We start from the raw sequence: 26,505 nt of genomic DNA on the forward strand, positions 1-26,505 counted from the left end.
AGCCGTCAACCGTACGCGAAGGGGGCGAATCTGTCAGGCTTCGACCTCCACCAGTCGGTCGCCATCGAAGGTGCGGACCTCGAAGTGGTCGATATCGTTCCGGTCCATCGCCGCTCCGCCGTGGACGTAGAGCGGGTTCTTGGACGCCTTGGTCGGGCCGTCCACGATGCCGTAGCCCCACTTCGGGACGGCCCAGGAGGTCACGACCTCTTCCTCGCCGCTCTTGGAGACGGCGATCAGATTGCACTTGAGCGGGCCCTTGACGTTCTTCAGTTCGAGAACGGTGTGGGTGCCCCAGCCCTTCTTCTCCAGGCCGACGGTGGCGCTGACCTTGGTGGTCGCGTCCGTGGCCTGCACCTTCTCCTCCATGTGGTTGAAGAAGGCGTCCTCGGCGGGACTGGTCGGGTGCGGATCGGCGATCGCCTCGTTGGTGCCGGAGTCGTCCGCCGTGACCACGACCGCGACGGCGGGACCGCCGATGATCAGGGCCGCGGCGGCCGCGATCATGTACATGCCGCGCCGGCGCTTGGCCGCGCGCTTGACGGCGACCTCGTCGAGCAGTCCGCCCAGCAGCTTCGGGCTGGGCGCGGTGGGCACCACGGGGACCGAGCGCGGCGGCGGGACGTCGGGCGTGAACCGCATGCCGGGCATGTTCAGCACATTCGGCTGCTGCGCCGGCATCGGGGCCTCCGCCAGCATGGCCAGCATCGGCTCCATCCCGGAGAACTCCTCGAGGTGGGCGGCGCAAATGTCGCAGCCCGCCAGATGCGCCTCGAAGGCGGAGGCGTCTGCGTCGTCCAGAATGCCGAGCACATACGCGCCGACAGCATCGTGTACGGACTCCTGCTCATACATGGTCATGCCGTGACCCCCCTCTCCTCCAGAGCGAGCTTCATGGAACGGAGTGCGTAGAACACCCGGGACCGCACCGTCCCACTGGGTATGCCGAGCGTCTCGGCCGCCTCATTGACCGTGCGCCCCTTGAAATACGTCTCGACTAGGACTTCCCGGTGCGCGGGCGTCAAATCATCGAGCGCATCTGAGAGCGTCATCAGCCACAACGCCTTGTCGATCTCGTCCTCCGCGGGCATGACCTCCAGCGGCGACGGGTCGACCTCCTGCGGCCGGGCCTGCCGGCTGCGGTGACCGTCGATGACGATGCGGCGTGCAACCGTCACCAGCCAGGGTCGGACAGAGCCGGTGGCTCGGTTGAGCTGACCGGCGTTCTTCCAGGCACGGATGAGCGTCTCCTGCACCACGTCCTCGGCTCGCTGGCGGTCGCCGGCGACGAGGCGGAGTACATAGGCAAGCAAAGGTCCCGCATGTTCGCGATACAGCGCGCGCATGAGCTCCTCGTCAGGTGCTGAGGAGTCGTTGCGTGGCTTCTCGCTTCGATGGCGGGCCCTTTGCGGACGGTCATCGGCCACGGCGGCATCCTTGCGCACCTGAACCTCCCGGTCGAGACCCTGATTTTGGCTGACTGCTTCTCCCCCATCACTACGGGGGCCGCAGACGCATCACTCAACGTCCCGCCGAAAAAGTTTCAAGATCTTTCGAGGAAGGGTCCGCGCCGGTCTCAGGCCCTCGCCACGGCGGCCCTGCGCCGGTGTCTGGCGACCCGCTCGCGGTTCCCGCACACCTCGCTGGAGCACCAGCGCCGCCTCCGTCCGCGGGAGGTGTCCAGATAGATGCGGCGGCAGTTGTCCCCCTCGCACTGCCGCAGCCTCGCCCTGGCCGGCGGGTCGGTCAGCAGCTCCACGGCGTCGCGGGCGACGGCGGCGAGCAGCGCCCCGCACTCGGGCGCGGCGCTCAGTGCCCGGACGAGCGAGCCCTGCGCGTCGGGTACGGCCCGGATGCCCGGCGGCGCTCCCGCGGCGAGGGCGTTGACCCGCTCCAGCGCGGACTCGGCGCCGCGGCCTTCGATCTGAGCCCGCACCAACTGGCTCACGCAGTCCCGCAGTTCGACGAAGCGCCCCACCCACTGGCTCTCGACGGCCGCGAGCCCGGTACCCGCGGGCACCAGACCTGCGCCGACCAGCCACAGGCCGAGCCGCCCTGGCCCGTCCAGCGACTCGGGCCCGCCGGGGGCCGCCTCCGCGGTCGCCACCAGGTCGAGGCAGATCCGCCCGGAGTCGAACCTCCAGTCGTACGCGGCCGCACCCGTCGCGCCTGCCGCCATGCGCATGTCACCGCCTTGGGTCTCTGCCGGGTCTCCCCACCAGAGTGCCTGTCCGGGCGTGCGGCCGGAACCCCTCCTGCCAGGTCCGGCCGCATCCCGTGCGCTCTGGTCGCGGGCGATGCCCGGCGCGATGTCCTCGTAATGCGGGAATGGCATCATCCGGGCGCTCGGCGCGGGCCACTGCTTGCCGCAGAGGGGGCCCGCCAGGTTGCTTGCCCCCAGGAGTGAACTTCCGCCGGACTTCAGGGAGTCGGGGGGTCGTCGTGCAGGATCCGCTGGAAGAGGCGGTGGTCGCGCCAGGCGCCGTCGATGTGCAGATAGCGCGCGGCCGTGCCGATCAGCTCGAAGGAGCACTTGGCGAGAACGCGTTGGGAGGCGGTGTTGGCGATCAGGGTGCCCGCCTGGACGCGGTGCAGGCCCAAGTCCCGGCGGGCGGACCGGCAGACCTCCTCGACCGCACGCGTGGCGAGCCCTCGGCCGGTGTACGCGGCGTCGATCCAGTAGCCGAGATTCCCGCTGCAGAACGGTCCGAGGGCGATTCCGGAGAGAGTGATCTCGCCGATGACGCGCGAGCCTTCGGTGAAGTGCCAGCGCCTGGTGGCCGGATGGGGGGCGAGCCGGGCGGCCTGCCCCTCGGGGGTGAAGAACGCCTCGGGGCGGTCGGGATCCCAGGGACGCATGTGGTCGCGATTGCGGACCAGGGCCCGGGCGACTTCCTCCGCGAGGCTGGCGGCGGCGTCCGGCCCGTCGGGCTCCAGACGTACGGGATCAGTGCTCATCCTGCGTACCGTAGACGCCTGGACAGACGCTTGCGCGGCCGTTCTCGTACGTCACACGGCACTCATACGTCACTCGTCCGCGTACTTGGTGTCGGCGGCCGGGTCCAGCGCCAGCCGGTAGCCCCGCTTGACGACCGTCTGGATCAGCTTGGGCGCGCCGAGTGCCGTGCGCAGCCGGGCCATCGCCGTCTCGACGGCGTGCTCGTCGCGGCCCGCGCCCGGCAGCGTCCGCAGCAGGTCGGAGCGGGAAACGACCCAGCCGGGGCGCCGGGACAGCGCGCGCAGCAAGGCCATTCCGGCGGGCGGCACGGGCCGCAGGTCGTCGTCGACCAGGACCGCGTGGCCGCGGATCTCGACGCGGCGGCCGGCAATCGGCAGCGTACGGGCACGGGACGGCAGCTCAAGGCCGATCAGCTGCACCAGCGGACCGAGCCGGAAGCGCTCCGGCTGAACCGTGGAGATGCCGTGGGCCTGCAGCGGCAGCGCGGTGACGGGACCCACGCAGGCGGCCAGCACATCGTGGTCGAGGGCGTGCAGCAGCTCGGGGAGGAGTCCGCGGGTCTCGGCGCGGGAGAGCAGAGAGGCGGCGGCCGGGGCGCTGGTGAAGGTGAGGGCGTCCAGGGCGCGCGCGACCGTCGCGTCAAGCATGCGGTCGAGCGGTGAAAGGTCCTGCGGCGGCATCCACCGGTAGACGGGTACGACGACGACATCGGCCCCGCCGGCCCGTAGCGACTCGACGAAACCGGGCAGCGGCTCACCGTGCAGCTGAAGCGCGATCCGGCGGCCCGCGACACCCTGGGTGAGCAGCCGGTCGAGCACTTCGGCCATCGATTCGGACGGCGGGGACCACTCCTCGGTCAGCCCGGCGGCGCGGATCGCGCCCTTCACCTTCGGCCCGCGGGCCAGCAGCTCCACGCCGCGCAGCCGGGCCAGCAGCTCCTCGCCGTACCCCCAGCCGTCGGCGGCCTCCACCCAGCCGCGGAAGCCGATCGCGGTGGTGGCGACCACCACATCGGGCCGGTGGTCGATCAACTCCTTGGTGGCGGCGAGGAGTTCGGCGTCGTCTGCGAGCGGGACGATACGCAGTGCGGGAGCGTGGACCACGGCGGCGCCGCGTCGGCCGAGCAGCGCGCCGAGCTCGTCGGCGCGCCGTGCCGCGGTGACGCCGACGGTGAATCCGGCGAGCGGCCCGGGCAGCTGTTGGTCGTGCATGGCTGTCGTCCCCACGTATGCGGATGGGACGACCGAGCCTGTCAAGCAAGCGTGACAGGCTCGGTTCGCCTGGATTTCGCCGGTGTTACACCTCTGCGTAGCTGAGTTGCGGCTTCGCCTCCGCAACCGGCGTTGCCGCGGTGGCGGGCCGGCGAAGGTATACCGCCCAAGTGACCGTGAAACAGGCCGCGTAGAAGGCGAGGAAGGCGACGAAGGCGGAGGTGCCGGTGCCCGCGGTCAGGAAGGACTGGCGGAAGGCGAGGTTGATGCCGAGTCCGCCGAGCGCGCCCACTGCGCCGATCAGCCCCATGGACGCGCCGGACAGCCGCCGCCCGTACGCGGCCGCCGCATCGCCGGTCATGCCCTTTGCGACCGCTTTCGCCTGGAAGATGCCCGGGATCATCTTGTACGTGGAACCGTTGCCGACCCCGGTCAGCACGAAGAGCACGATGAACGCCGTGGTGAAGAGCGCCAGCGACTCCTGGACCGAGGCGATGACGACGATCCCGGTGGCCGCCCCCATCCCGAGGAAGTTCCACAGGGTGATGCGCGCGCCGCCGTAGCGGTCGGCGAGCCGTCCGCCGACCGGCCGGATCAGCGAGCCGAGCAGCGGGCCGATGAAGGTGATGGACGCGGCCTGCAGCGGCGTACGCCCGAACTGCGTCTGGAGGACCAGACCGAAGGCGAAGCTGTAGCCGATGAACGACCCGAAGGTGCCGATGTAGAGGAAGGACATGATCCAGGTGTGCGGATCGCGCACGGCGTCCTTCGAGGCCCCGGTGTCGTTCTTGACCGGGGCGAGGTTGTCCATGAAGAGCGCGGCGCAGATCGCGGAGACGGCGATGAAGGGGAGGTAGATCCCGAGCAGCATGCGCGGTCCGCCGGCCGCGCCGATGACCGCGAGCCCGACCAGCTGCACGACGGGCACTCCGATGTTGCCGCCGCCCGCGTTCAGTCCGAGCGCCCAGCCCTTCTTACGCAGCGGGAAGAAGGAGTTGATGTTGGTCATCGAGGAGGCGAAGTTGCCGCCGCCCACGCCGGTGAGCATCGCGACCAGCATGAAGGTGGTGTACGAGGTCCCGGGCTCCATCACCACGAAGGCGGCGGTCGTCGGCAGGAGCAGCATCGACGCCGCGACTATCGTCCAGTTGCGGCCGCCGAAGCGGGCGACGGCGAAGGTGTACGGGACCCGGATGAAGGCGCCGACCAGCGTCGCCATGGCCACCAGGAAGAACTTCCCGGCCGGGTCGATCCCGTACTCCGGTCCCATGAACAGGACCAGGACGGACCACAAGGTCCAGATCGAGAACCCGATGTGCTCGGAGAGGATGGAGAAGACCAGATTGCGTCGCGCAATCCGCTCTCCCCGGGCCTCCCAGAAAGCCTCGTCCTCAGGGTCCCAATGTTCGATCCATCGGCCAGCCATCACAAGCCTCCACGGGTGTCGGGTCGTGGGAGTGACGCTAGGAGCGGCGCGTTTCGCCCCCGGTGGCCCGAGGTGACCGGCGCGAAACCTTGCTCTCACCCGGCGGCCGATGCGTCTGTGAGCCGCTGGGCGTCACCCGTCAGGGGCTGGGCGTCACCCGTCAGCAGCCGGGGGTCACCCGCCAGGGGCCGGGGGTCACCCGCCACGGGCCGGGGGTCACCCGCCACGGGCCGGGCGTCACCCGTCGGCGGGCGGGGGTCGCTCATCAGCGCCATGTCGTCCTCAGGCAGCCAGTGGGCGGGATCACGGTCCAGCCAGCCCTCCTCCGCGGCCAGTCGCGCGGCGGCCGTCCGCAGCGCGTCGACGCCCGGGTGACGGAGCCCCTTGCGCCACACCATCGACAGCGGCGACAGCGGTACGGGATCGATGACCGGGCGCAGCACGGTGTCGGGCATAGCCGGAAAATCGACGACCGCCAGGACCGGGTTGCGGGTCTTCGCCATCACCCGCCGGAACTCCTCGACGCCGATGGCCACCGGCGCGGGCGGCGCGATGTGAATCCCCCGCCCGGCGAAGAGCCGACGCGCCAGATCCGTCCACTCCAGGGTCCGCGGATTGCCCGCCCCCGCGTACACGCTCTCACCCGCGAGCGCGTCCAGCGGGATGCGCGCCCGTCCGGCGAGCGGGTGGTCGTGCGGCAGCAGGACGGCCATCGGCTCGTACCGTACGGGCTGATGGGACAGGAGCGCCCGTACGGAGGGCTCGAGCCCGGCGAAGCGCCCGAAGGAGACGTCGAGCCGCCCGGCGACGATCTCGGCGGCGGCGCCGGTCAGCCCGCTCTCGAAGCGGGCCATCAGCTCGCACTCGGGGGCGAGCTCCCGCGCCCGCGCCAGTACCCGGCCCGATGCCATGCCCTCGCTGTTGAGATCGACGAGCAGCGGCCGTGAGGCCCCCGCGGCGGCCGCCAGCAGATCGTCCTGGGCCGCCAGCACCCGCCGGGCGTAAGGCAGCAGCCGCTCGCCGTCGGCCGTGAGCGTCACCTGCCGGGTGGTCCGTACGAACAGGTCGGCGCCCAACTCGCGCTCGAGGCGCCGGATATCGCGGCTGAGGGCCTGCTGCGCGATGTACAGGCGGGCGGCGGCACGGGTGAAGTGCAGCTCGCCGGCGACGGCGACGAAGGCGCGGAGGAGCCGGGGGTCCATGTCTCGGGGCACGCCGCCGAACTTACAACACGAGTGCGTCAATGGTGTCCGAGCAGGTGTTGGACCGCCTGAGGGCCCCGTGGCGAGGGTTGGTCCATGCCGCATTCAGCCAGCCCTCCCGCCGACGCCTGCGGCGGGTCTGTTCCCCACCCCGCCCCATCCCGTAACCGGGGCCCCGCCCCGGACCTCCCCCATAGCCCTTCGGGCATGGGAGGTGCCCCCACCCCCTACGCCTGCGGGCGTGGGGGGACCCCCACGCCTCAATCGCCGGCGAGGCTTGAAGCGGAAATCAAGCCCGGGGGTCCCCCCGGGCGAAGCCTGGGGGAGATTGAGGAGCCGGTTCTGGGGCGGAGCCCCAGGGGCGGGGGAATGACCCGCAAGGCCGGACCCCTCGCCCCCTACCGGCAACTCTTCGCGCCCCCCGGCGCCCCCGCCTTCACCGCGGGCAATCTCCTCGCCCGCCTCCCCATGGGAATGTTCAGCGTCAGCGCCGTCATCATGATCGCCGGATCACGCGGCTCGTATGCCCTCGCCGGAGCCGTCACCGCGACCGGGCTCGCCGTCACCGCGCTGGTCGCGCCATGGACCGCGCGGCTGGTGGACCGGCACGGGCAGGCCCGTATCGCCGTGCCCGCCACCGCGCTCGCCGCGCTCGGCTCGCTGGCCCTCCTGCTCTGCGTGCATTACGACGCGCCCGACTGGACGCTCTTCGCCGCGTACGCCGCGACCGCCACCACCCCCAACACCGGCGGCATGTCCCGCGCCCGCTGGGCCCACATCCACCGCGGGGACCAGGCAACGCTGCACACCGCGAACTCCTTCGAGCAGGCCGCCGACGAGCTGTGCTTCATGCTCGGGCCGGTGCTCGCGGCGTTCCTGTGCGCCGCGCTCTTCCCGGAGGCGGGCACGCTCACGGGCGCGGTCCTGATGGTGACCGGCGTACTGATCTTCGCAGCCCAGCGCTCCACCGAGCCGCCGGTCACGCCCCGCCCGGCCGGGACACGCTCCCCGCTGCGTACGGCCGGGATGGCGCCGCTGCTCGCCGTCTTCCTCGCCACCGGCGCGGTCTTCGGCGCGCTGGAGGTCACAACGCTCGCGTATCTGACCGGCCCCGGGGCGGGGCTGCTGCTCGCGCTGCAGGCCGCCGGGTCGGGCACAGCGGGCCTGCTGTACGGGGCGATGCGGCCCGCCCGCGGCCTGTCCGGCCGGCTGGCCGCCTGTCTCGCCGCCATGACGGCCCTGATGACCCTGCCGCTGCTCGCCGCCGGCACGGGCTCGGCGGCCCTCCTCGCCGCCGCCCTGCTGCTGGCGGGCGCGGCGACCGCACCGACGATGGTGACCGGGATGACCCTGGTCCAGCGGCTGACCCCGCAGAGCAGCCTGAACGAGGGCATGACACTCGCCGTCACCGCGATCCTCGGCGGCATCGCGGCCGGCTCGGCGACCGCCGGCTGGACGGTGGAGCACCTGGGCGCGGCGCACGGCTACGCCGTCCCGGTGGTGGCGGCGGCGCTGGCCCTGGTCGTGGCCCTCGCGGTGGCAGGCACGACAAAGGCCCGGCTGTCGTGACAGCCGGGCCTTCGCCTCACATGGGATGAGTGGAGATGGCGGGAATCGAACCCGCGTCCAACGGTGCGGAATCAGGGCTTCTCCGAGCGCAGTTCGCTGCGATTTTCTCAGCCCCGGAGATCACGCGAACAAGTCTCCGACGGGCTCAGTCACTGTTTGGTTTCCCTCTATGCCCCGTGACCGGGCTTAGAGGTTTAGTTCCCTAGCTGATGCCAGGATCCGGGTCGGGAACAGCCCCGGGCTGACACCCGAAGGCCTTCGCTAGCTGCTAATTAGGCAGCGAGCGCGAAGGCGCGGGAATCGCTCTTGGAAGTGGCGATTATTGGTTGCGACATATGGTTAACGAGATCATTGCCGCTTCCTCGGCTCGCTTCCCCTGCTTCGACATCCGCTGTCGAAACCGATCATCCCCATGTTGAGTTTTCAATGCATGCACCCGCTGTGAGGTGCAGATGCCATCGTACGTGACCGACGCACGACGGTGCCACCATATTCCGTCCGGCCAGGTGTCAGGCGTCGGGTCAGGTGTCAGGCGTCGGGCTTCAGGCGTCGGGCTTCAGGCCCGCTGCCGCCGCTTCGCCGCCGAGATCACGCGGTCCGTCTCCCGCCGGTCCTGCTTCTCCCGCAGCGTCTGTCGCTTGTCGTACTCCTTCTTGCCCTTCGCCAGCGCGATCTCGACCTTCGCCCGGCCGTCCTTGAAGTACAGCACCAGGGGCACGATCGTGTGCCCCGTCTCCTGCGACTTCGACTCGAGCTTGTCGATCTCCGCGCGGTGCATCAGCAGCTTCCGCTTGCGCCGCGCGCTGTGGTTGGTCCACGTCCCCTGGGTGTACTCCGGCACGTGGACGTTGTGCAGCCACGCTTCGTGGTCGTCGATCTGGACGAAGCCGTCCACCAGCGAGGCCCGTCCCTGACGCAGCGACTTCACCTCGGTGCCCGTCAGCACGAGACCGCACTCATAGGTGTCGAGGATCTGGTAGTCGTGCCGCGCCTTCTTGTTCTGCGCGATCAGCTTGCGCCCTGTTTCCTTAGCCATAGTGCGGTCATTTTCGCACTAAGACCCGCCCCCGAGGCCACTCAATACTGTCTGGGCCCGTTCCTCGGCCCTCTCGCTCGCCGTGAGGTCCGGGGTGATGCCCCGGCCGTCGACGCTGTGACCGGCCGGAGTGCGGTAGTGGCCGACGGTCAGCTCGGCTACCGAGCCGTCGGGCAGCTTGCTGGGCATCTGGACCGAGCCCTTGCCGAAAGTGCGCGAACCGACGGTGATCGCCCGGCCACGGTCCTGCAGCGCCCCGGTGACCAGTTCGGCGGCGCTCATTGTGCCGCCGTCCACGAGGGCGACGACGGGTCTCTCGGTGTCCCCACCCGGCGTCGCGTACAGCGCGCGCTGCTCGCCCCGTATGTCGTACGTGGCGACCAGACCGCCGTCCAGGAAGGCGGAGGCGGCGGCGACGGCCTCGGCGACCAGGCCGCCCGCGTTGCCGCGCAGATCGAGCAGGACGCCGGTGCCCGCGGGCGCTTCCCGGACCGCGTCCCGCACCTGCGTCCCCGAGCCCTTGGTGAAGGAGGCGATCTTGATCATGACGGCGCCGCCGGCCAGCTGCCGGACGGTGACCGCCTCGGTGGTCAGCGTGGTGCGCAGCAGCCTCTCGGTCCAGGCCCGGCCGTCGCGTTCCAGGCCCAGCGTGACCCTCGTACGGTCGCCGCCGCGCAGCAGCGCCACGACCTCGGTGACGGGACGCTCGTCGACCGTGAGGCCGTCGATCGTACGGAGCCGGTCGCCGGCCACGATGCCCGCCTTGGCGGCGGGGCCGCCGGGCTGGACCCTGGCGACCTCGACCCGCCCGTCCCCGGCCCGGCGCGCCCACAGGCCCACACCCGTGTACTCACCGTCGAGGGCCTGCTGGAACTCCTCGTACTCGCTCTTGTCGTACACCGCGCCCCAGCGGTCCCCGCTGCGGCTGACGACGTCCTCGGCCGCTTGCGTACCGGACTTGCCGTCGGCCATCGCCTCGGCAGCGGCGCGGGCGACGTCGTCGCGGTCGACGGTCGCGGCGGCGGAACGGGCGGAGAGGGGCGGATCGTTCTTGTCGCGCGGCAGCGCGTTGGTGGCGGCCGCGGTGGCGAGAACGCTTGCGAAGACCAATGTCAGGGCCGCCCCGCGGCGCATGCGGCGGGGCCGAGGGCTGAACTCCGGGCCCGGCATGGCGAACACTCTAGGACAAGCGAAGGGCGCCGTACGGCCGTTGACCGCACGACGCCCGGGGTGCTTGTCACACCTTGAGGTACTTGCGCAATGCGATGAAAGCCGCAACGGCGGGCATCAGAAGGCCGATCGCGAGCACCAGCGGGAGCTTGGTGAGCACCGCGTCCCAGCCGATGAAGTTGACCAACTGCATCTTCTGGGAGAGCGCCAGGCCATGGTCAATCATGAAGTACCGGCCGACCAGCAGCATGATGCAGGCGACCCCGCCGCCGAGCAGCCCGGCGAAGGCGGCCTCCATGATGAACGGCATCTGGATGTAGAAGCTGGAGGCTCCCACCAGCCGCATGATCCCGGTCTCACGCCTACGGCTGAACGCCGAAACCCGCACGGTGTTGACGATCAGCATCATGGCAATGACAAGCATCAGGCCCATCACGCAGAGAGCGGCGATCCTCATGCCGTTCATCAGGTCGAAGAGGTTCTGCAGGATGTTGCGCTGGTCCTGGACGGACTGCACCCCGTCGCGACCGGCGAAGGCGGTTGCGACGACCTTGTACTTCTCCGGATCGTCCAGCTTGACCCGGAACGACTCCTGCATCTGGTCAGGCGTGATGGTGGAGGCGATGGGTGTGTCGCCGTACTGCTCCTTGTAGTGCTTGTACGCCTCTTCGGCCGACTCGCGCTGGACGGACGCGACGACGTCCATCTTCTCGAGATCGGACTCGATCTGCTGCTTCTGCTGTGCGGTGACCGCTCCCTTGGCGCACTTGGGAGAGGTGGCCGCGTCGTTCTTGTTGCAGAGGAAGATCGAGACGTTGACCTTGTCGTACCAGTAGTCCTTCATCGTGCTGACCTGCTCACGCATGAGCAGCGCGCCGCCGAAGAGGGCGAGCGAGAGGGCTACGGAGACGACGACGGCGAAGGTCATCGTGAGATTGCGGCGGAGACCGACGCCGATCTCCGACAGTACGAACTGGGCGCGCATGGCGAGTCCTTCAGCCTTTCAGTCGTGTCGCTCTACGGGCTCAGTGCTGGTAGCCGTAGACGCCGCGTGCCTGGTCGCGTACGAGACGGCCCTTTTCGAGCTCGATGACGCGCTTGCGCATCTGGTCGACGATGTTCTGGTCGTGAGTCGCCATGATCACCGTGGTACCGGTCCTGTTGATCCGGTCCAGAAGCTTCATGATGCCCACGGAGGTCTGCGGGTCGAGGTTGCCGGTCGGCTCGTCCGCGATCAGCAGCATGGGGCGGTTGACGAAGGCCCGCGCGATCGCGACGCGCTGCTGCTCACCGCCGGAGAGCTCACCGGGCATCCGGTCCTCCTTGCCGCCGAGGCCGACGAGGTCGAGGACCTGGGGCACGGCCTTGCGGATCTCACCGCGCGGCTTGCCGATGACCTCTTGCGCGAACGCCACGTTCTCCGCGACGGTCTTGTTGGGCAGCAGCCGGAAGTCCTGGAAGACGGTGCCCAGCTGGCGGCGCATGTGCGGCACCTTCCAGTTGGACAGCCGGGCCAGGTCCTTGCCGAGGACATGCACCAGGCCCTGGCTGGCGCGCTCCTCGCGCAGAACCAGCCGCAGGAAAGTCGACTTGCCGGAACCGGACGAGCCGACGAGGAAGACGAACTCTCCCTTGGCGATGTCGAGTGAGACGTCGCGCAGGGCGGGGCGGCTCTGCTTGGGGTAGATCTTGGAGACGTTGTCGAATCGGATCACGGGTGCACCACGGTCGGCCGGGAGTAGGTGTGCGTGACCTTACGCGAAGCGGACTGGAGCGCGCAGTCGACGTCCCAGGTTGCGCATTTTGTCCTGGTGTGGAACGGGTGGAATCCGGCGGGGCGCGCCGAAACACGCGCGAGCTGGCACAGTGGTAGGGGAACGGTGGCGTTTCCCTGAGCGTTGTCGGGAGAGAACTGTGCTTACGGTCCGCGCCTGCGGCTCCGGCGCGCGGGAGGAGGAGAGCGCATGACCTATGACCGATTGGTGTGCGCCAACTGCGCGGCCCCGGTCACAGAGGGTCGCTGCCCGGTCTGCCGGGCGAACCGCGAGCGACTGCAGCAGCAGGGCCCCTTCGGCGGCCTGAGCCCGGTGGCGCTGCTGACCCTGCTGGTGATACTGATCGCGGCCGTGGCCCTGCTGGCCGCGCACCAGACCGCCTAGGGCGGGACCGCTTTACGCATACGGAAGGGCCCGGGGCGCTGGATCGCACCCCGGGCCCTTCCGCGTACTGCTACGAGCTGTGTCGCTGTCGCTTATCGCTTAGGCGACGGTGCGACCGCCACCGGCGAGACGCGGCAGCATACGGAAGCCGATGCCACCGGCGATCATCGTCGCGGCACCGATGAGCAGGAAGGTGGTCTCGGCGGCGCCGGTCTCCGCCAGCTCCTCCTTGGCCTTGCCCTGCTCGACCGGCTTGGAGCCGGCGCTGTCGGTGTCGGTGTTGTCGGCGCACTCGGCACCGTCGAGGTCGACGGTGCAGGTACCGGCGTCGCCGTCGTTGCCGTTACCCGGGTTCGACGGGTCCTCGGACGGGTCGTCGGTGGGCTTGCCCGGCTTCTCCGGCTTGTCGGTCGGCTTGCCCGTGGGCTTGTCGGTCGGCTTGCCGGTGGGCTTGTCCGTGGGGACATCGGTCGGGACATCGGTGGGAACATCCGTGGGGACGTCCGTCGGGACATCGGTCGGGATGTCGGTGGGGACATCCGTCGGAATGTCCGTCGGGATCTCCGTCGGAGTGTCAGTAGGGCCGTCGATACCGATACCGGCGTCGATGCCACTCTCGTCGGCGTTCGCCGACACCTTGAGGGGACCCACGTCGATACCGACACCGACGGCCGAGGCGGCGCCGGCAGCGGTCAGCGACGCACCGGCAGCGATCACCGCGCCTGCAGCTATTCGCGCCACACGGATCCGCGTCTTCTTGGTCATCTGGCTGCTACCCCCAGTAGCTAATTCGTCAATGGAGCAGCGCCCGGGGCGACTTCGGTCGGGGGTAATCCTGTCTTCCCCCAATTCACACGCGCCCCAGCGATACGCATGCCGCGCGTCAGCTTTCCCAGTTTTCGCACTAGCGTCAAGGTCGTTGCGCGTGCGATGTCCGGTATGAGGGAGCTTGCCTGACCTGCGCGGATGCAACTGTGACATAAAAAGGGAACTGCCGCCCCTGAGGCGGCAGTTCCCTTGTCGACAAAGCGAGCTGTTACTTCTCCTGCTGCTTGCGCCAGCGAATTCCGGCTTCCAGGAAGCCGTCGATCTCACCGTCAAGTACCGCCTGCGGGTTGCCCACTTCGAACTCCGTACGCAGGTCCTTGACCATCTGGTACGGGTGCAGGACGTACGAACGCATCTGGTTTCCCCAGGAGTTGCCGCCGTCGCCCTTGAGGGCGTCCATCACGGCCTGCTCCTCCTGACGGCGGCGCTCGAGCAGCTTCGCCTGAAGGACGTTCATCGCGCTCGCCTTGTTCTGGATCTGCGAGCGCTCGTTCTGGCAGGAGACGACGATACCGGTCGGGATGTGCGTCAGACGCACCGCCGAGTCGGTCGTGTTGACGCCCTGACCGCCGGGGCCCGACGCGCGGTACACATCGACGCGCAGCTCGGACTCGTCGATCTCCATGTGGTCCGTCTTCTCGACGACCGGCAGCACCTCGACACCCGCGAAGGACGTCTGGCGCCGGCCCTGGTTGTCGAACGGCGAGATGCGCACCAGGCGGTGGGTGCCCTGCTCGACGGAGAGCGTGCCGTAGGCGTACGGCGACTTCACCACGAAGGTGGTCGACTTGATGCCGGCCTCTTCGGCGTACGACGTCTCGTAGACCTCGGTGGAGTAGCCGTGGCGCTCGGCCCAGCGCAGATACATGCGCTGCAGCCGCTCGGCGAAGTCGGAGGCGTCGACGCCGCCCGCCTCTGCGCGGATGTTGACCAGCGCCTCGCGCTCGTCGTACTCACCGGACAGGAGGGTGCGTACCTCCATCTCCTCCAGCGCCTTGCGGACGTCGATGAGCTCGGACTCGGCCTCCGCGAGGGTGTCCGCGTCGTCCTCGGCCTCTGCGAGCTCGAAGAGCACGCTCAGGTCGTCGATCCGGTTACGGAGCGCCTCGGTCTTGCGGAGCTCGGCCTGGAGGTGCGAAAGCTTGCTGGTGATCTTCTGCGCCGCCTCCGGGTCGTCCCAGAGGGACGGCGCCGCGGCCTGCTCCTCGAGCACGGCAATATCTGCCCTCATCTTCTCGAGGTCCAGGACGGCCTCGATCGACCCCATGGTCGAGGAGAGGGACTTCAGCTCTTCGGATACATCGACGACTGCCACGCGTCCAGCGTAACGGCTGGGCGCGACACCCCGACCCCCTAGGGTTCCGCGGGTGCGGACTGCTTCGAGTCCTGCGGGGGCGCGTCCGTGCCGTCGGCGCTTGCGGCAAGCCAGCCGCCGACCGCCACCGCCACGGCCACCGCGAGCGCCGCGACGCCCAGGGTGATGCGGCGCTTGCGGACCGCGTCGGACTTGTGGCGGGCAGATCCCGGGCGGCGCTGGCCCGGGGTGCGAGGGGCACGGGCCGTGCCGCGGGCGCCGCCCGCAAGCTCGTCCGGGGCCGGGACTCGCATCGAGGTGTGGGTGTCGCGGTTGGAGTCCGCGGGGGCCGCGCCGGGGACGAGGGGGACGGCGCCGCGGCGGCGGGGTTCGCCGGGGGTGGCGGCCCGCACCACGTCCTCGTAGGGCTCCGCGGGCGGCTCGGCGTCCGGCTCGTCGACGTCGAGCGGCGGCATGCCGGCGAGCAGCGGAAGCAGGTCGTGCAGGCGGGTGGCCAGCTCGGAGGCGCGCAGCCGGGAGGCGGGCGCCTTCGCCAGGCACTGGACGACGAGCTGCCACAGCTCGTCGGGGATGCCCGGGAGGGGGACCACGGTCTCGGTGACATGGCGGCGCAGGACCGCGCCGGGGTGGCCGCCGCCGAAGGGGGTGAAGCCGGCGAGGAGCTCGTACAGGACGGTGGCGAGGGCGTAGATGTCGACCGCGGCCCGGGGCGGCAGGCCCTCGACGATCTCCGGGGCGATGTAGTCGGGGGTGCCGATGATGCCCGAGGGGTTCGGCGGGTTCGCGCCGGTGGGGCGCAGCGCCTTGGTGCGGCGCGGGGTGTCGATCAGCTTGGCGACGCCGAAGTCGGTGAGCAGCGCCGGGTGGGATCCGGCGGGGCCGAGCGGGCCCTCCATGTCGAGGAGGATGTTCTCCGGCTTGACGTCGCGGTGGACGACCCCGGCGGCGTGGGCGGCGGCGAGGCCGTCGGCGACGTCCGCGATGATCGCGACCGCCGCCTCGGGGGCGAGGCGGCGCTCCCGGTCGAGACGGGTGCGCAGATCGGTGCCTCGGACGAGGTCCATGACGAGCGCCAGATCGTTGCCGTCGACGACGAGGTCGCGGACGCCGACGACCCTCGGGTGCTCGAGTCCGAGCAGGGCCGTGCGCTCCTGTACGAAGCGTCCGACCAGCTCCTGGTCGGACGCCAGGTCCTCGCGCAACAGCTTGATGGCGACGGGGCCTTCCGGCCCCTCGCCGAGCCACACCGTGCCGGCGCTGCCCCGCCCCAGGATCTGGTGGGCCGTGTACCGGCTGCCGATATTCCGTGCCAAGACTGCTCCCTCAGCGGCTGGCGTTGCCCGCTGTGTCTACCCGGGGGACAACCCCCGGACCCCCGGCCCGAAGAGCAGGCCGAGCACCGTGACCGACGGGGACACGCGAGGCGCACCTGAGTAAGGTACGCGGGCATCCGGGGGCTGTGTGGCCCGGATGGCGCCAACCTTCACTTCTGCGGGCGAATTAGGCCGCAGAAGTCGACAAAACCACTCAGTGGCTACTGTCCGGTGCCGGAACCGGTGCCGGAACCGGTGCCCGGGTCCGAAGCCCCCAGGTCCGAGATCCAGCCCGTCACCTTCGAGATGCCGTCGCCGATGGCCTCCCAGTAGCTCCTGCCCTGCGCGACCCACTCCTGGAGCGGGGTCAGCTCCCAGATCAGCCAGCCCGCGACGATGAGCAGGACCACGCTGAACAGGCAGCCCTTGAGGCAGCCGAGGCCCGGGATCCGCATCGGGTTGGCGCTGCGCTGCCTCGGCTGGCGCGGCACGGGCTGCTGGGGCGGCGGCTGCGGAGGCGCGTACTGCTGTTGCTGCGGCGGTGGCGGGGCGTACCGCTGCGGCTGCGGGCGCTGAGGCTGGGCCTGCGGTGCGTACTGCTGCTGCGGACGCTGCGGCTGCTGCTGTGGCCGCTGCTGCGGGCGCTGCGGGCGACGGCGCAGCGGGTCCTGGCTCGGGTCGAGGTACTGGACCTGCGTCTGCTCGTTGCGGTCGCGCGCCGCCCGGAGCTGGGACTGCCAGGGGTGCGGGTCCTCGGGACGCGGCTGGCCCGGGGGTACGGGGGGCATGAACGCGGTCGGGTCGCCGCCGTTCGGCGGGTTGCCCGTCTGCTGCATGACGCTGGTCGCGCCATTGGGGTCGTACGCAGCGGGGTCGTACGCACCGGCGTTGCTCGGCAGCACCTGTGTCGGGTCGGCCGCACCCGGGAGGCCGGGCACCGGGGCCGGCGACGGGTCGGGCGCGAGCAGCGCGGCGACCCCGAGCGCGGCGTCGACCTGCGCGGGCGTGGAGTGCACGCCGACGCCGGCGGCGACGGTGCGCAGGGCGCGGCCGAGGTTCTCGGCGCTGGGCCGCTCGGCGGGCTCCTTGCGCAGGCAGCGCTCTATGACCGTCCACAGCGGCTCGGGAACGGTGGTGGGGCGGCGCGGCTCCTCGCTCAGGTGGCGGTGGAGCACTTCGAGGGCGGTGCCGCCGGCGAACGGGGGCCTGCCGGTGACCAGTTCGTACAGCAGGATGCCCGCGCCGTAGATGTCGACGGCGGAGGTCTGCGGGCGGCCCTCTGCGGACTCGGGCGCGACGTATGCGGGCGTGCCGACGAATTCGTGCGTACGGGTCAGGCCCGGGGAGTCCGCGAGGCGCGCGATGCCGAAGTCGGTCAGCATCGGGTGCATCTGGCCGTCGGCGTCATTCTTGAGCAGGACGTTCGCGGGCTTGAGGTCGCGGTGGACGACGCCGTCGGCGTGGCTGGCGGCGAGCGCGTCCGCGATCTGGGCGGTGAGGAGAGATGCGGCGACCGGCGAGAAGGGGCCGTTGTCACGGAGATAACGGTGCAGGTCAGGGCCGTCGACCAGATCCATCACGAGTGCGAGGAGATCGCCCTCGACGACGAGATCCCGGGTGCGCACGATGTTCGGGTGGGTCAGGCGGAGCAGGACGGAGCGCTCCCGCAGGAAGCGCATCACCACGTCCGCGTCGTTCGCCAGCTCCTCCTTGAGGACCTTGATCGCGACGGTCTCGCCCGGCTGGCCCGCCACGGCCGCCTCGGCGCCCGCGGTCTCGCGCTGGCGCGCCCGCCAGACGGTACCCGTGGCGCCGCGCCCGAGGGGCTCCTCGAGCAGGTACTTGCTGCCTACCGGCCGCACGTCATGTGCTCCCTGCTGATCGTGGTCCTTGCGTGGTCCCGGGCCACTGTGCCCTGCCCGGGTGTCCGACCCACTTTAGTGCCGCCGGGCGGGGAACCGGCCGGTCGTCCGTCCAGTTGCCCGTCGGTTGTCCGTCCCTCGCCTGCCCAGCGGTGTTCGAAAGAAAGACGCGGGCATCGTACGGATGGTTGCCGAACGACCGTGCCGCGCACATCACTGACGTTCCGGATCAGATCCCAACCAGGCACTTTTACGTCCAGAGCCGACCAATCAAGATCACTAACTGATGTCCCCCGGGCGTGTTGTCAGTGGCAGGTGCGAGGATGCCTTCAGCACGGAGTCGTGAGGGAGGGAGCCTCGCGCCCCCGTGCCGACCTGCCGGGTGGGGGCGATCACAGGGCGGCTCCCCTGCCGGGTACCCCGCGCAGAAGGGATTGCTGACGGCGATGCAGATCCGGCTGACCGTCCTCGCGCCGTGCAGCGGGCAGTCCGCGGCCGCGGGACACGCTTACGCGGAACAGTCCTCCGCGGGACAAGGCTCCGCAGGACAGGCCTCCGCCGCGCGCGCGTGCGACGTGCTGATCACCGCACCCGCCGGAACAGCACTGGCCGCTGTGGCCTCCGGTCTGGCGGCGGCCGTCTCCGGCCCGGACATCTCGGGCTCGGTCGTGCTGTACGCGGGCCAGGAGCGGCTCGACGCCCAGCGCCGCACTCTGGGCGAGCCGCCGCTGGTCGACGGCGCGGTGCTCAGTCTGCAGGTCCCCCGCGACGACGAGTCGCCGACTGAGGACGCGTCCGCCCAGCTCCATGTGGTGGCGGGCCCGGACGCGGGCGGCGTCCATCTGCTGCACGGCGGCCAGATCAGGATCGGCCGCCGTGCCGACGCGGACGTACCGCTGGACGACCCGGACGTCTCGCGGCTGCACTGCGCGGTCACGGTCGCCGAGGACGGCCGGGTCACGGTCGCGGACCTCGGCTCGACGAACGGCACGACGCTGGACGGCACACCGGTGGACGCGCGCCCGGTCCGCCTGCCCGCGGGCGCGCTGCTGCGCCTGGGCGAATCGACGCTCCGCCTGGCCCCGTGCGACCGGACGCCGGGCCTGGCCACGGCTCCGGACGGCGAGGGACACCTGCGGGTGACGCGGGGCACTGGCGCGGAAGACCCTGCTGACGGGTCGGGCGAACCGGGCGTCGGCGGGTCGGCTGCGCAGGCCTCCGGGCCGGGCGGCTCGGGAGACGGCGCGGGCACCGTCGGCCCGGGTGCCGCTGGCCGGCGTACCGCTGGCCCGGGACAGGGCGGTTCCGGCCGCGACGGGTCTGCTCCGTACGGCTCGGGCGCCGCCGCATCAGACCGCGGCTCCGGCGCGGCCGGGTCGGCTGCCTACGCCTCCGGCGCGGGCGGTTCAGGAACCGGTGGCCCGGCACAGGGCCCTCTCCGTCCAGACGGACCGGCTCTGCACGGCACCGACGTGGCCGGTTCAGGCACCGGCTCCGGCGGTTCGCAGGACGGCTACGGCTCCGGCGCTGCGCAGGACCGCCCCGCCCCCGCCGCGCACGCCCCCGGTGGAGTAGGCCCCGGGGCCTACTCCGCCCCGTACAACACCACCCCCCGCGTGACCACCCAGTACGACCCCTACGCCCCGTCCGCCCCCACCAGCGCCGGCCGCGGCGACGCCGGGACGCTGTACCCGAGCCGTCCCGCGGGCGGTCCCGAGGGCGACGCCGTGCATGCCAGGGCCGCCGACGGTCAGGGCGAGGCGCCCTCCGCCGGGCCCATGGGGCATGGCACTCCCGCGCACGGGACCAGGCTGCCCCAGGGGGTCGGACGCAGGCGGGGCATAGGCGCCTGGGCGCGGCGGCTGACCGGTGGGCGGGAGGAGCCCGCCGCCGAGGTCGCGCCGCAGCCCGGGCCGCCCGTCAGCGCCGGTCCCGTCGTCGAGAGCTGGCCCGACCCCGCCGCCGTCCTGCTCACCGCGCTCGGCCCCGGCCCCCGGCTCTGGGAGCGCGGGCCCGGGCATCCGGAGTCACTCGTCGTGCGGCTCGGCACCGCCGACCGGGCCGAGCTGCCCGCCGTGCCGGTGACCGTCGGCCTGCGCGAGGCCGGTTCGCTGGGCCTCGCGGGGCCGCGGGCGCGGCTGGCCGGTCTCGCCAGGTCCGCCGTGGCCCAGCTCGCCGCGCTGCACTCGCCGGTGGACCTGGAGATCGTGCTGATCAGCACGGACCGGACCCGGAGCCTGGAGGAGCGCAGGGCCGAGTGGGCCTGGCTCGGCTGGCTGCCGCATCTGCGGCCCGCCCACGGCCAGGACTGCCGGCTGCTGCTCGCGTACGACCGGGACCAGGCCACCGCCCGGAGCGCGGAGCTCACCCGCAGGCTGGACGACGGCCCGCTCGGTCCCGGCTGGCCGAGCGCCGACCGCAGGTCCCTCGCCGAGGCCGCCGCGCGGTACGAAGGGGCCCGCACCGTCGTCATCGTCGACGGCGACCCGGGCTCGGCAGTGCTGCGCGAGACGACGGCCCGGCTGGCCGGCGCAGGCTCGGCGGCCGGGATCCATCTGATCTGTCTGGCCGAGACCCCGGCCGCCTCAGCCGCTTCCCCGGTCACCGCGACGTACGAGACGGCGTGCGCGGCCTCCCTCGCCTTCCGCGAGTGCGGGGCGGTCGCCCTGCTCAGCGGCGATGTGGCGACCGCACTGCGCCTGATGCGTACGGCGGGCGGGCAGCCCGCCGGGCACGGCACGGTCGGCGCGGTGGACGCGGTGTCGGCGGCCTGGGCGGAGCGCTTCGGCCGCGCGCTCGCACCCCTGCGCGCCGAGGGCGGGGGCACGGGCGCTCACCCGGGCAGGGCCGTGGCGCTCCCCCGGTCCGCGCGGCTCCTTGACGAGCTCGGCCTGGCCCGCGCCACGCCCGCATCGCTGATGGCGCGCTGGGCGTCCGCGGGCGACGGCACCAGCGTGCTCGGCGCGGGTCCGTACGGCCCGCTGGCCGTCGATCTGATCGAAGAGGGCCCGCATCTGCTGATCGAGGGCCCGGCCGGCAGCGGGCGTACGGAGCTGCTGCGTTCCGTCGCGGCCTCGCTGGCCGCCGCGGGCCGCCCCGACCGGCTCGGCCTGCTGCTTGTCGACGGAGCAGGCGGCGAGCGCGGCGAAGGGCTCGCGGCCTGCGCTGAACTGCCGCATGTCACCGAGCACTTGGTGGCCTCCGACCCGGTCCGGATGCGGGCCTTCGCACAGGCGCTGGGCGCCGAGCTGAAGCGCCGGTCCGAGCTGCTCGGCAGCGTGGGCTTCGCCGAGTGGCACACGCAGCGCGAGCTGGCCGACCGGATGGTGGGCCAGCGCCCGCCGAGCGCCGCCGAGCAGCGCGGCGACTTGGACTCCTCTTCCACCGGCACGCTCCGGCTGCGCCCCGGCGCTCGTACGAAGGCGCAGGGGCCCGCCCCGCTGCCCCGGCTCGTCGTGCTGGTGGACGACTTCGACGCACTGGTCGCCCCGGCGCTCGGCAGCCCTGGACGCCCCGCGGCCGGTTCGGTCGTACGGGCGCTGGAGGCCGTGGCCCGCGACGGCGAGCGGCTCGGCGTACATCTGGTGGCGACGTCCGCGCGCCCCGACCGCACGGCCGAGACGGAGCTGGCGCAGGGTGCGCGGCTGCGCGCGGTGCTGGACGCGCCGCCGACCTCTCCGGGACCGGAGGACCCCGCTCCGGGTCGCGGCAGGCTCGGACATCCGGACGGCCGGGTGACGCCGTTCCAGAGCGGCCGGGTGACGGGACGCATTCCGCGTACGGCGACCTCGCGTCCCACTGTGGTGCCGCTCGAGTGGGAGCGGATGGGCGATCCGCCGACCCGCCGCCCCATACGTGAACTGGGCAATGGCCCAACGGACTTGGCACTCTTGGCCAGTGCGCTGGAGCGAGCTGCACGATCGGTGGACGCGGCTCCGGTTCCGCCGCTGACTCCGGCCCGCCCCTGAGCGGCGGCACAGCTCCGATCTTTGACATGACATCACGTCACAAGGCCATCACAAAAGGCTTGTTGACGCCTGGTGCGGTATTGCGGCACCCGGATACCGGGCGTACACCTGTCGACGGGAAGCGCTCGGGACAGCGCACGGAAGAGACGGGGCAGTGATGCGCACAACTCTTCGTACGGGCAGGGCCGCAGTGATTTTCGCCGCCATCGGCGCCCTCGCCATCACCGGCTGCGGCGACAACAAGGACGACAAGGCGAAACCGGGCGAGAGCAAGGGCAAGGAGTCCTCCACCACCGTCCAACTGCCCAAGCTGAACGGCGAGAAGATAGAAGTTGCCGCGGTCTGGAGCGGCCCCGAGCAGGAGAACTTCACCAAGGTCCTCAAGGAGTTCGAGAAGCGCACCGGGGCCACGGTCACCTTCGTCCCGGCGCAGGACCCGATCGTCAACTTCCTCGGTACGAAGATCGCGGGCGGCAGTCCTCCCGATGTCGCGATGCTCCCCCAGGTGGGCGCGATCCAGCAGGCCGTCCAGCGTAAATGGGCCAAGCCCGTCGGCGCGGAGGCCAAGGCACAGCTGGCGAAGAACTACTCCAAGGGCTGGCAGGACCTCGGCGCGGTGGGCGGCACGCAGTACGGCGTGTACTACAAGGCCGCCAATAAGTCCCTGGTCTGGTACAACAACGCCGCCTTCGAGAACGCGGGGGCGCAGGAGCCGAAGACCTGGAAGGAATTCCTCTCGACGGCCGAGACGATCTCCGCGTCGGGCGTCACCCCCGTCTCGGTGGCCGGCGCCGACGGCTGGACGCTCACCGACTGGTTCGAGAACGTCTATCTCTCCCAGGCGGGCCCGGAGAAGTATGACCAGCTCGCCCAGCACAAGATCAAGTGGACCGACCCGTCCGTGAAATCCGCGCTGACCACGCTCGGCGAGCTGTTCGGCAAGCCGACGCTGATCTCGGGCGGCGCGGACGGAGCGCTGCAGACGGAGTTCCCGGCATCGGTCACCCAGACCTTCAGCGGGGGCGACCAGCCCAAGGGCGCGATGGTCTTCGAGGGCGACTTCGTGACCGTCAACATCGCGCAGACCGAGGCCAAGATCGGTACGGACGCGAAGGTCTTCCCGTTCCCGGCGGTCGGTTCGGAGCCTCCGGTGGTGACGGGCGGAGACGCGGCCGTGGCACTGAAGGACTCCAAGGGCGCGCAGGCGCTGCTGACCTTCCTCGCCTCTCCGGACGCGGCGAAGATCTCGGCGTCGTCGGGCGGGTTCATCTCGCCGAACAAGGCCCTGGACCTCGCCGCGTACCCCAATGATGTGCAGCGCGACATCGCCAAGGCGCTGATCGCGGCGGGCGACGACTTCCGCTTCGACATGTCGGACCAGATGCCGCAGTCGTTCGGTGGCACGCCCGGCAAGGGTGAGTGGAAGGCGCTGCAGGACTTCCTGAAGAACCCGAAGGACGTCGCGGGGGCCCAGCAGAAGCTGGAGTCGGACGCGGCCAAGGCGTACAAGAGCTGACGCGGTGACCACCGCGGCGACCGCGGGGGGCTCGGCGAGCCCGCAGCCCCCCGCCATCAAGCGCAAGAGCGTGACAGGCACACGTAAAATCGTCGCGGCCGGCTTTCTGCTGCCCGCGCTGGTTCTGCTGGGTGCGCTCGTGGTCTACCCGATCGGGTACTCGGTCTACCGGTCCTTCTTCGACCAGGCCGGCAGCGGTTTCGCCGGGCTGGACAACTACAAGGAGATCTTCACCGAGGACTCCATCCTGACCGCGGTCAAGAACAACGCGATCTGGGTGGTCGTCGCGCCGACCGTCTCGACGGCGCTCGGTCTGATCTTCGCCGTGCTCACCGAGCGGGTCCGCTGGGGCACGGCCTTCAAGCTGATCGTCTTCATGCCGATGGCGATCTCGATGCTGGCCGCGGGCATCATCTTCCGGCTGGTGTACGAGCAGGATCCGGACCGGGGGGTCGCCAACGCGGTCTGGGTGGGCGTGCACGACACGTTCGCCGAGTCGGCCGGTTTCCCCAAGGCGCATCCTCTGCCGGTGCATCCGCTCAAGGCGGGCGGCGGCGGCTCGTTCGTCACGAAGGAGCCGGTGACGGCGGGCAAGGAGGCGCTGCTGCCGCTGGTCGGCGTCGCGCCGGCGAAGATGCCGTCCGACGCGAAGCCCGCGAAGGCTGCGCAGCCGGACGACGGGAAGATCCGCGGGACCGCGTGGCTGGACTTCACGAAGGGCGGCGGCGGCAAGCCCAACGCCATCGACGGGCAGGAGTTCGGCCTCAAGGGCATCAAGGTGGAGGCGGTCAAGGACGGCAGGGTCGTCGCGTCCGCGCGGGCGGGCGCGGACGGTACGTTCACGTTGCCTGCGTCCGCGGACGGGGCTCAACTGCGGCTGCCCGCCGACAACTTCAGGGAGCCGTACAACGGCGTCAACTGGCTCGGCCCATCGCTCGTCACCCCGGCGATCATCGGCAGTTACGTGTGGATGTGGGCGGGCTTCGCGATGGTGCTGATCGCGGCGGGCCTGGCGAGCGTGCCGCGTGAACTGCTGGAAGCGGCGCGGGTCGACGGCGCGAACGAGTGGCAGGTCTTTCGCAGGGTGACGGTCCCGCTGCTGGCGCCCGTACTCGCGGTGGTGCTGGTCACCCTGATGATCAATGTGCTGAAGATCTTCGACCTGGTCTTCATCATCGCGCCGGGCTCTGCCCAGGACGACGCGAACGTGCTGGCGCTCCAGCTCTACCGGTCGTCGTTCGGCACGGACTCGCACCTGGGGCTCGGCAGCGCGATCGCCGTGCTGCTGTTGCTGCTGGTGATCCCGGTGATGCTGTTCAACATCCGGCGCATGCGAAGGGAGGCCCGCCGATGACCACGACCGACGGTGTGGTGAAGGCGAAGCAGTCCCTCCCCGCACGGATCGCGGCGCGCGCGGGCGGTGGCGTGATGCGCGTCTTCCTGGTCCTGGTGGGCCTGTTCTGGCTGATGCCGACGATCGGGCTGCTGCTGTCCTCGCTGCGGGGGGCGGCGGACATCGGCGAGAGCGGCTGGTGGAAGGTGTTCACCGCGCCCGCGCATGTGACCTTCGACAACTACTCGCGTCTGCTGGACAACGATGCGATCACCGACTCCCTGCTGTCCAGCGTGCTGATCACCGTCCCGGCGACGCTCCTGGTGGTGGTGATCGGCTCGCTGGCCGGTTACGCCTTCGCCTGGATGGACTTCCCGGGCCGCGACTGGTGGTTCATAGCGTTGGTCGCCCTCCTGGTGGTCCCGGTCCAGGTAGCGCTGGTGCCGGTCTCCAGGCTGTTCGGCCAGATCGGCATCTTCGAGACGACGATCGGCGTGATCATCTTCCATGTGGCGTTCGGGCTCCCGTTCGCGATCTTCCTGCTGCGGAACTTCTTCGCGGAGATCCCGAGGGAACTGCTGGAGGCGGCGCGGCTGGACGGGGCGGGCGAGATCCGGCTCTTCACCCGCGTGGTGATGCCACTGGGCGGCCCGGCGATCGCGTCGCTCGGCATCTTCCAGTTCCTGTGGGTGTGGAACGACATGCTGGTCGCGCTGATCTTCGCGGACTCGGAGAGCGCACCGATCACGGTGGCGCTACAGCGCCAGGTGAGGCAGTTCGGCAACAACATCGACGTGCTGGCGCCGGGAGCGTTCGTCTCGATGATCATCCCGCTGGCGGTGTTCTTCGCGTTCCAGCGGCAGTTCGTGACGGGAGTGATGGCGGGAGCGGTCAAGTAGCCACGGCACCACTGACGACGGCACTTCTGACGACGGCGGCCCTGGTCGAGGCCTGACCGGGGCCGGGCCGCTGTCGCGCGGGGCGCAAGGCCGGGCAAGGCCCCGTCACGCCCGAAGCGCCGCCACCGCCGACCGCGCCAGCTCGTCCAAGTACCCCTCCGGCAACCCCGCGCGCACCACCACCAGCCGCCAGTACAGCGGCCCCACAATCACGTCCAGCGCCCGGTCCGGGTCCGTCGACTCGGGCAGTTCGCCGCGCGCCACCGCGTCCCGTACGACCCCCGCCACCACCCCCTGCTGACTGTCCAGCAGCGCCGCCTTGATCGCGTCCGAGATTTCCGGGTGCCGGGCCGCCTCCACCAGCAGGTCCGGGATGACCTGCGAGGCCACCGGGTGGCGCAGGGCGTGCGACGCCACCTCAAGGAGCGCCCGTACGTCCCCGTACAGCGAACCCGTCGCCGGCGTCGGCAACCCCTGCGCCGCGAACGCCGAGACCAGGTCCAGCACCAGCGACAGCTTCGACTTCCACCGCCGGTAGACCGCCGTCTTGCCGACGCCCGCCCGCCGCGCGATCCCCTCGATCGACATCCGCGCGAAGCCCACCGTGGCCAGTTCCTCGAAGACGGCGGCGCGAATGGCGTCGGTCACGTCTTCCCGGAGCACTGCGGCTCCCGCCGGCGCGCGACGTGGGGTTCCCGGATCCGTGGTCATGCACAGAGCATAGCGGGACGACGAGACG

The 26,505-nt window shown here is 71.0% G+C and carries 21 protein-coding genes, 1 other RNA gene and 1 pseudogene; 6 read left to right on the top strand and 17 right to left on the bottom strand.

What is annotated here, in order from left to right; genetic code table 11:
• Positions 1 to 33: 33 nt before the first annotated feature.
• The 7 genes and pseudogenes from ACFYWY_RS15705 to ACFYWY_RS15735 all read right to left on the bottom strand — a co-directional run.
• Positions 34 to 861 (bottom strand): anti-sigma factor family protein, encoded by an 828-nt coding sequence (locus tag ACFYWY_RS15705; RefSeq protein WP_389185673.1) that lies wholly within the window; start codon positions 859 to 861, stop codon positions 34 to 36.
• Positions 858 to 1,445 carry a sigma-70 family RNA polymerase sigma factor gene (locus tag ACFYWY_RS15710; RefSeq protein ID WP_142217417.1) on the bottom strand — a complete coding sequence of 196 codons (588 nt, stop codon included), beginning with the start codon at positions 1,443 to 1,445 and terminating at the stop codon, positions 858 to 860. Before ACFYWY_RS15710 ends, ACFYWY_RS15705 begins: the two co-directional genes overlap by 4 nt.
• Positions 1,446 to 1,576: 131 nt before the next feature.
• Entirely contained in the window at positions 1,577 to 2,185 is a 609-nt protein-coding gene (locus ACFYWY_RS15715; RefSeq protein WP_389185676.1) for a CGNR zinc finger domain-containing protein, read from the bottom strand.
• 236 nt (positions 2,186 to 2,421) lie between these two features.
• Complete coding sequence (locus ACFYWY_RS15720; protein ID WP_389185678.1) at positions 2,422 to 2,958, bottom strand: GNAT family N-acetyltransferase; 537 nt, start codon at positions 2,956 to 2,958, stop codon at positions 2,422 to 2,424.
• Positions 2,959 to 3,027: 69 nt separating this feature from the next.
• On the bottom strand, positions 3,028 to 4,170 hold the full coding sequence (locus tag ACFYWY_RS15725) for a uroporphyrinogen-III synthase (protein ID WP_389185681.1): 1,143 nt from the start codon (positions 4,168 to 4,170) through the stop codon (positions 3,028 to 3,030).
• An 85-nt stretch (positions 4,171 to 4,255) separates the two neighbouring features.
• Positions 4,256 to 5,596, bottom strand: coding sequence for a nitrate/nitrite transporter (locus ACFYWY_RS15730; RefSeq protein ID WP_389185683.1), 1,341 nt, complete (start codon positions 5,594 to 5,596; stop codon positions 4,256 to 4,258).
• Between the two features lie 263 nt (positions 5,597 to 5,859).
• A pseudogene (locus tag ACFYWY_RS15735) lies at positions 5,860 to 6,798 on the bottom strand (LysR family transcriptional regulator); the annotation flags it as partial.
• Between the two features lie 369 nt (positions 6,799 to 7,167).
• On the opposite strand from ACFYWY_RS15735, the gene ACFYWY_RS15740 reads away from it, so the two are divergent.
• Positions 7,168 to 8,367 (top strand): MFS transporter, encoded by a 1,200-nt coding sequence (locus ACFYWY_RS15740; protein ID WP_389185687.1) that lies wholly within the window; start codon positions 7,168 to 7,170, stop codon positions 8,365 to 8,367.
• Positions 8,368 to 8,394: 27 nt separating this feature from the next.
• Here the strand turns inward: ACFYWY_RS15740 and ssrA are convergent.
• From ssrA to ftsE, 5 genes are all read right to left on the bottom strand, one after another.
• Positions 8,395 to 8,779: a transfer-messenger RNA gene (ssrA, locus tag ACFYWY_RS15745) on the bottom strand.
• Positions 8,780 to 8,923: 144 nt separating this feature from the next.
• Positions 8,924 to 9,403: an SsrA-binding protein SmpB gene (gene smpB / locus ACFYWY_RS15750; RefSeq protein ID WP_389185690.1), complete on the bottom strand. Its 480-nt coding sequence runs from the start codon at positions 9,401 to 9,403 to the stop codon at positions 8,924 to 8,926.
• An 18-nt stretch (positions 9,404 to 9,421) separates the two neighbouring features.
• On the bottom strand, positions 9,422 to 10,573 hold the full coding sequence (locus ACFYWY_RS15755; RefSeq protein ID WP_389185692.1) for a S41 family peptidase: 1,152 nt from the start codon (positions 10,571 to 10,573) through the stop codon (positions 9,422 to 9,424).
• 67 nt (positions 10,574 to 10,640) lie between these two features.
• Entirely contained in the window at positions 10,641 to 11,558 is a 918-nt protein-coding gene (ftsX, locus tag ACFYWY_RS15760) for a permease-like cell division protein FtsX (RefSeq protein ID WP_389185695.1), read from the bottom strand.
• 40 nt (positions 11,559 to 11,598) lie between these two features.
• The gene (ftsE, locus tag ACFYWY_RS15765; RefSeq protein WP_389185698.1) at positions 11,599 to 12,288 is read right to left on the bottom strand and encodes a cell division ATP-binding protein FtsE; all 690 of its coding nucleotides are present in this window, start codon (positions 12,286 to 12,288) and stop codon (positions 11,599 to 11,601) included.
• Between the two features lie 249 nt (positions 12,289 to 12,537).
• Between ftsE and ACFYWY_RS15770 the strand changes: the two genes are divergently transcribed.
• On the top strand, positions 12,538 to 12,732 hold the full coding sequence (locus ACFYWY_RS15770) for a hypothetical protein (RefSeq protein WP_389185701.1): 195 nt from the start codon (positions 12,538 to 12,540) through the stop codon (positions 12,730 to 12,732).
• 99 nt (positions 12,733 to 12,831) lie between these two features.
• Here the strand turns inward: ACFYWY_RS15770 and ACFYWY_RS15775 are convergent, their stop codons facing one another.
• From ACFYWY_RS15775 to ACFYWY_RS15790, 4 genes are all read right to left on the bottom strand, one after another.
• Positions 12,832 to 13,497, bottom strand: coding sequence for a hypothetical protein (locus ACFYWY_RS15775; protein ID WP_389185703.1), 666 nt, complete (start codon positions 13,495 to 13,497; stop codon positions 12,832 to 12,834).
• 271 nt (positions 13,498 to 13,768) lie between these two features.
• Positions 13,769 to 14,875: a peptide chain release factor 2 gene (gene prfB, locus ACFYWY_RS15780; protein ID WP_389185706.1), complete on the bottom strand. Its 1,107-nt coding sequence runs from the start codon at positions 14,873 to 14,875 to the stop codon at positions 13,769 to 13,771.
• 38 nt (positions 14,876 to 14,913) lie between these two features.
• Positions 14,914 to 16,188 (bottom strand): serine/threonine-protein kinase, encoded by a 1,275-nt coding sequence (locus ACFYWY_RS15785; RefSeq protein WP_389185709.1) that lies wholly within the window; start codon positions 16,186 to 16,188, stop codon positions 14,914 to 14,916.
• A 221-nt stretch (positions 16,189 to 16,409) separates the two neighbouring features.
• Positions 16,410 to 18,050: a serine/threonine-protein kinase gene (locus tag ACFYWY_RS15790; protein WP_389185711.1), complete on the bottom strand. Its 1,641-nt coding sequence runs from the start codon at positions 18,048 to 18,050 to the stop codon at positions 16,410 to 16,412.
• Between the two features lie 446 nt (positions 18,051 to 18,496).
• On the opposite strand from ACFYWY_RS15790, the gene ACFYWY_RS15795 reads away from it, so the two are divergent.
• The 4 genes from ACFYWY_RS15795 to ACFYWY_RS15810 all read left to right on the top strand — a co-directional run bounded on the left by ACFYWY_RS15795 (position 18,497) and on the right by ACFYWY_RS15810 (position 25,766).
• On the top strand, positions 18,497 to 22,018 hold the full coding sequence (locus ACFYWY_RS15795; RefSeq protein ID WP_389185714.1) for an FHA domain-containing protein: 3,522 nt from the start codon (positions 18,497 to 18,499) through the stop codon (positions 22,016 to 22,018).
• A gap of 157 nt (positions 22,019 to 22,175) precedes the next feature.
• On the top strand, positions 22,176 to 23,534 hold the full coding sequence (locus tag ACFYWY_RS15800; RefSeq protein ID WP_389185717.1) for an ABC transporter substrate-binding protein: 1,359 nt from the start codon (positions 22,176 to 22,178) through the stop codon (positions 23,532 to 23,534).
• 4 nt (positions 23,535 to 23,538) lie between these two features.
• Positions 23,539 to 24,888 (top strand): carbohydrate ABC transporter permease, encoded by a 1,350-nt coding sequence (locus ACFYWY_RS15805; RefSeq protein WP_389185720.1) that lies wholly within the window; start codon positions 23,539 to 23,541, stop codon positions 24,886 to 24,888.
• A complete protein-coding gene (locus tag ACFYWY_RS15810) occupies positions 24,885 to 25,766 on the top strand; it encodes a carbohydrate ABC transporter permease (RefSeq protein ID WP_389185723.1) in 882 nt (293 codons plus the stop codon). The genes ACFYWY_RS15805 and ACFYWY_RS15810 overlap by 4 nt, the downstream gene beginning before the upstream one ends.
• Positions 25,767 to 25,871: 105 nt before the next feature.
• Here the strand turns inward: ACFYWY_RS15810 and ACFYWY_RS15815 are convergent, their stop codons facing one another.
• Entirely contained in the window at positions 25,872 to 26,477 is a 606-nt protein-coding gene (locus ACFYWY_RS15815; protein ID WP_389185726.1) for a TetR/AcrR family transcriptional regulator, read from the bottom strand.
• Between the last annotated feature and the right edge of the window lie 28 nt (positions 26,478 to 26,505).

It is taken from the genome of Streptomyces sp. NPDC002870 (assembly GCF_042888505.1).
In the GTDB taxonomy this organism is placed as follows: Bacteria; Actinomycetota; Actinomycetes; order Streptomycetales; family Streptomycetaceae; genus Streptomyces.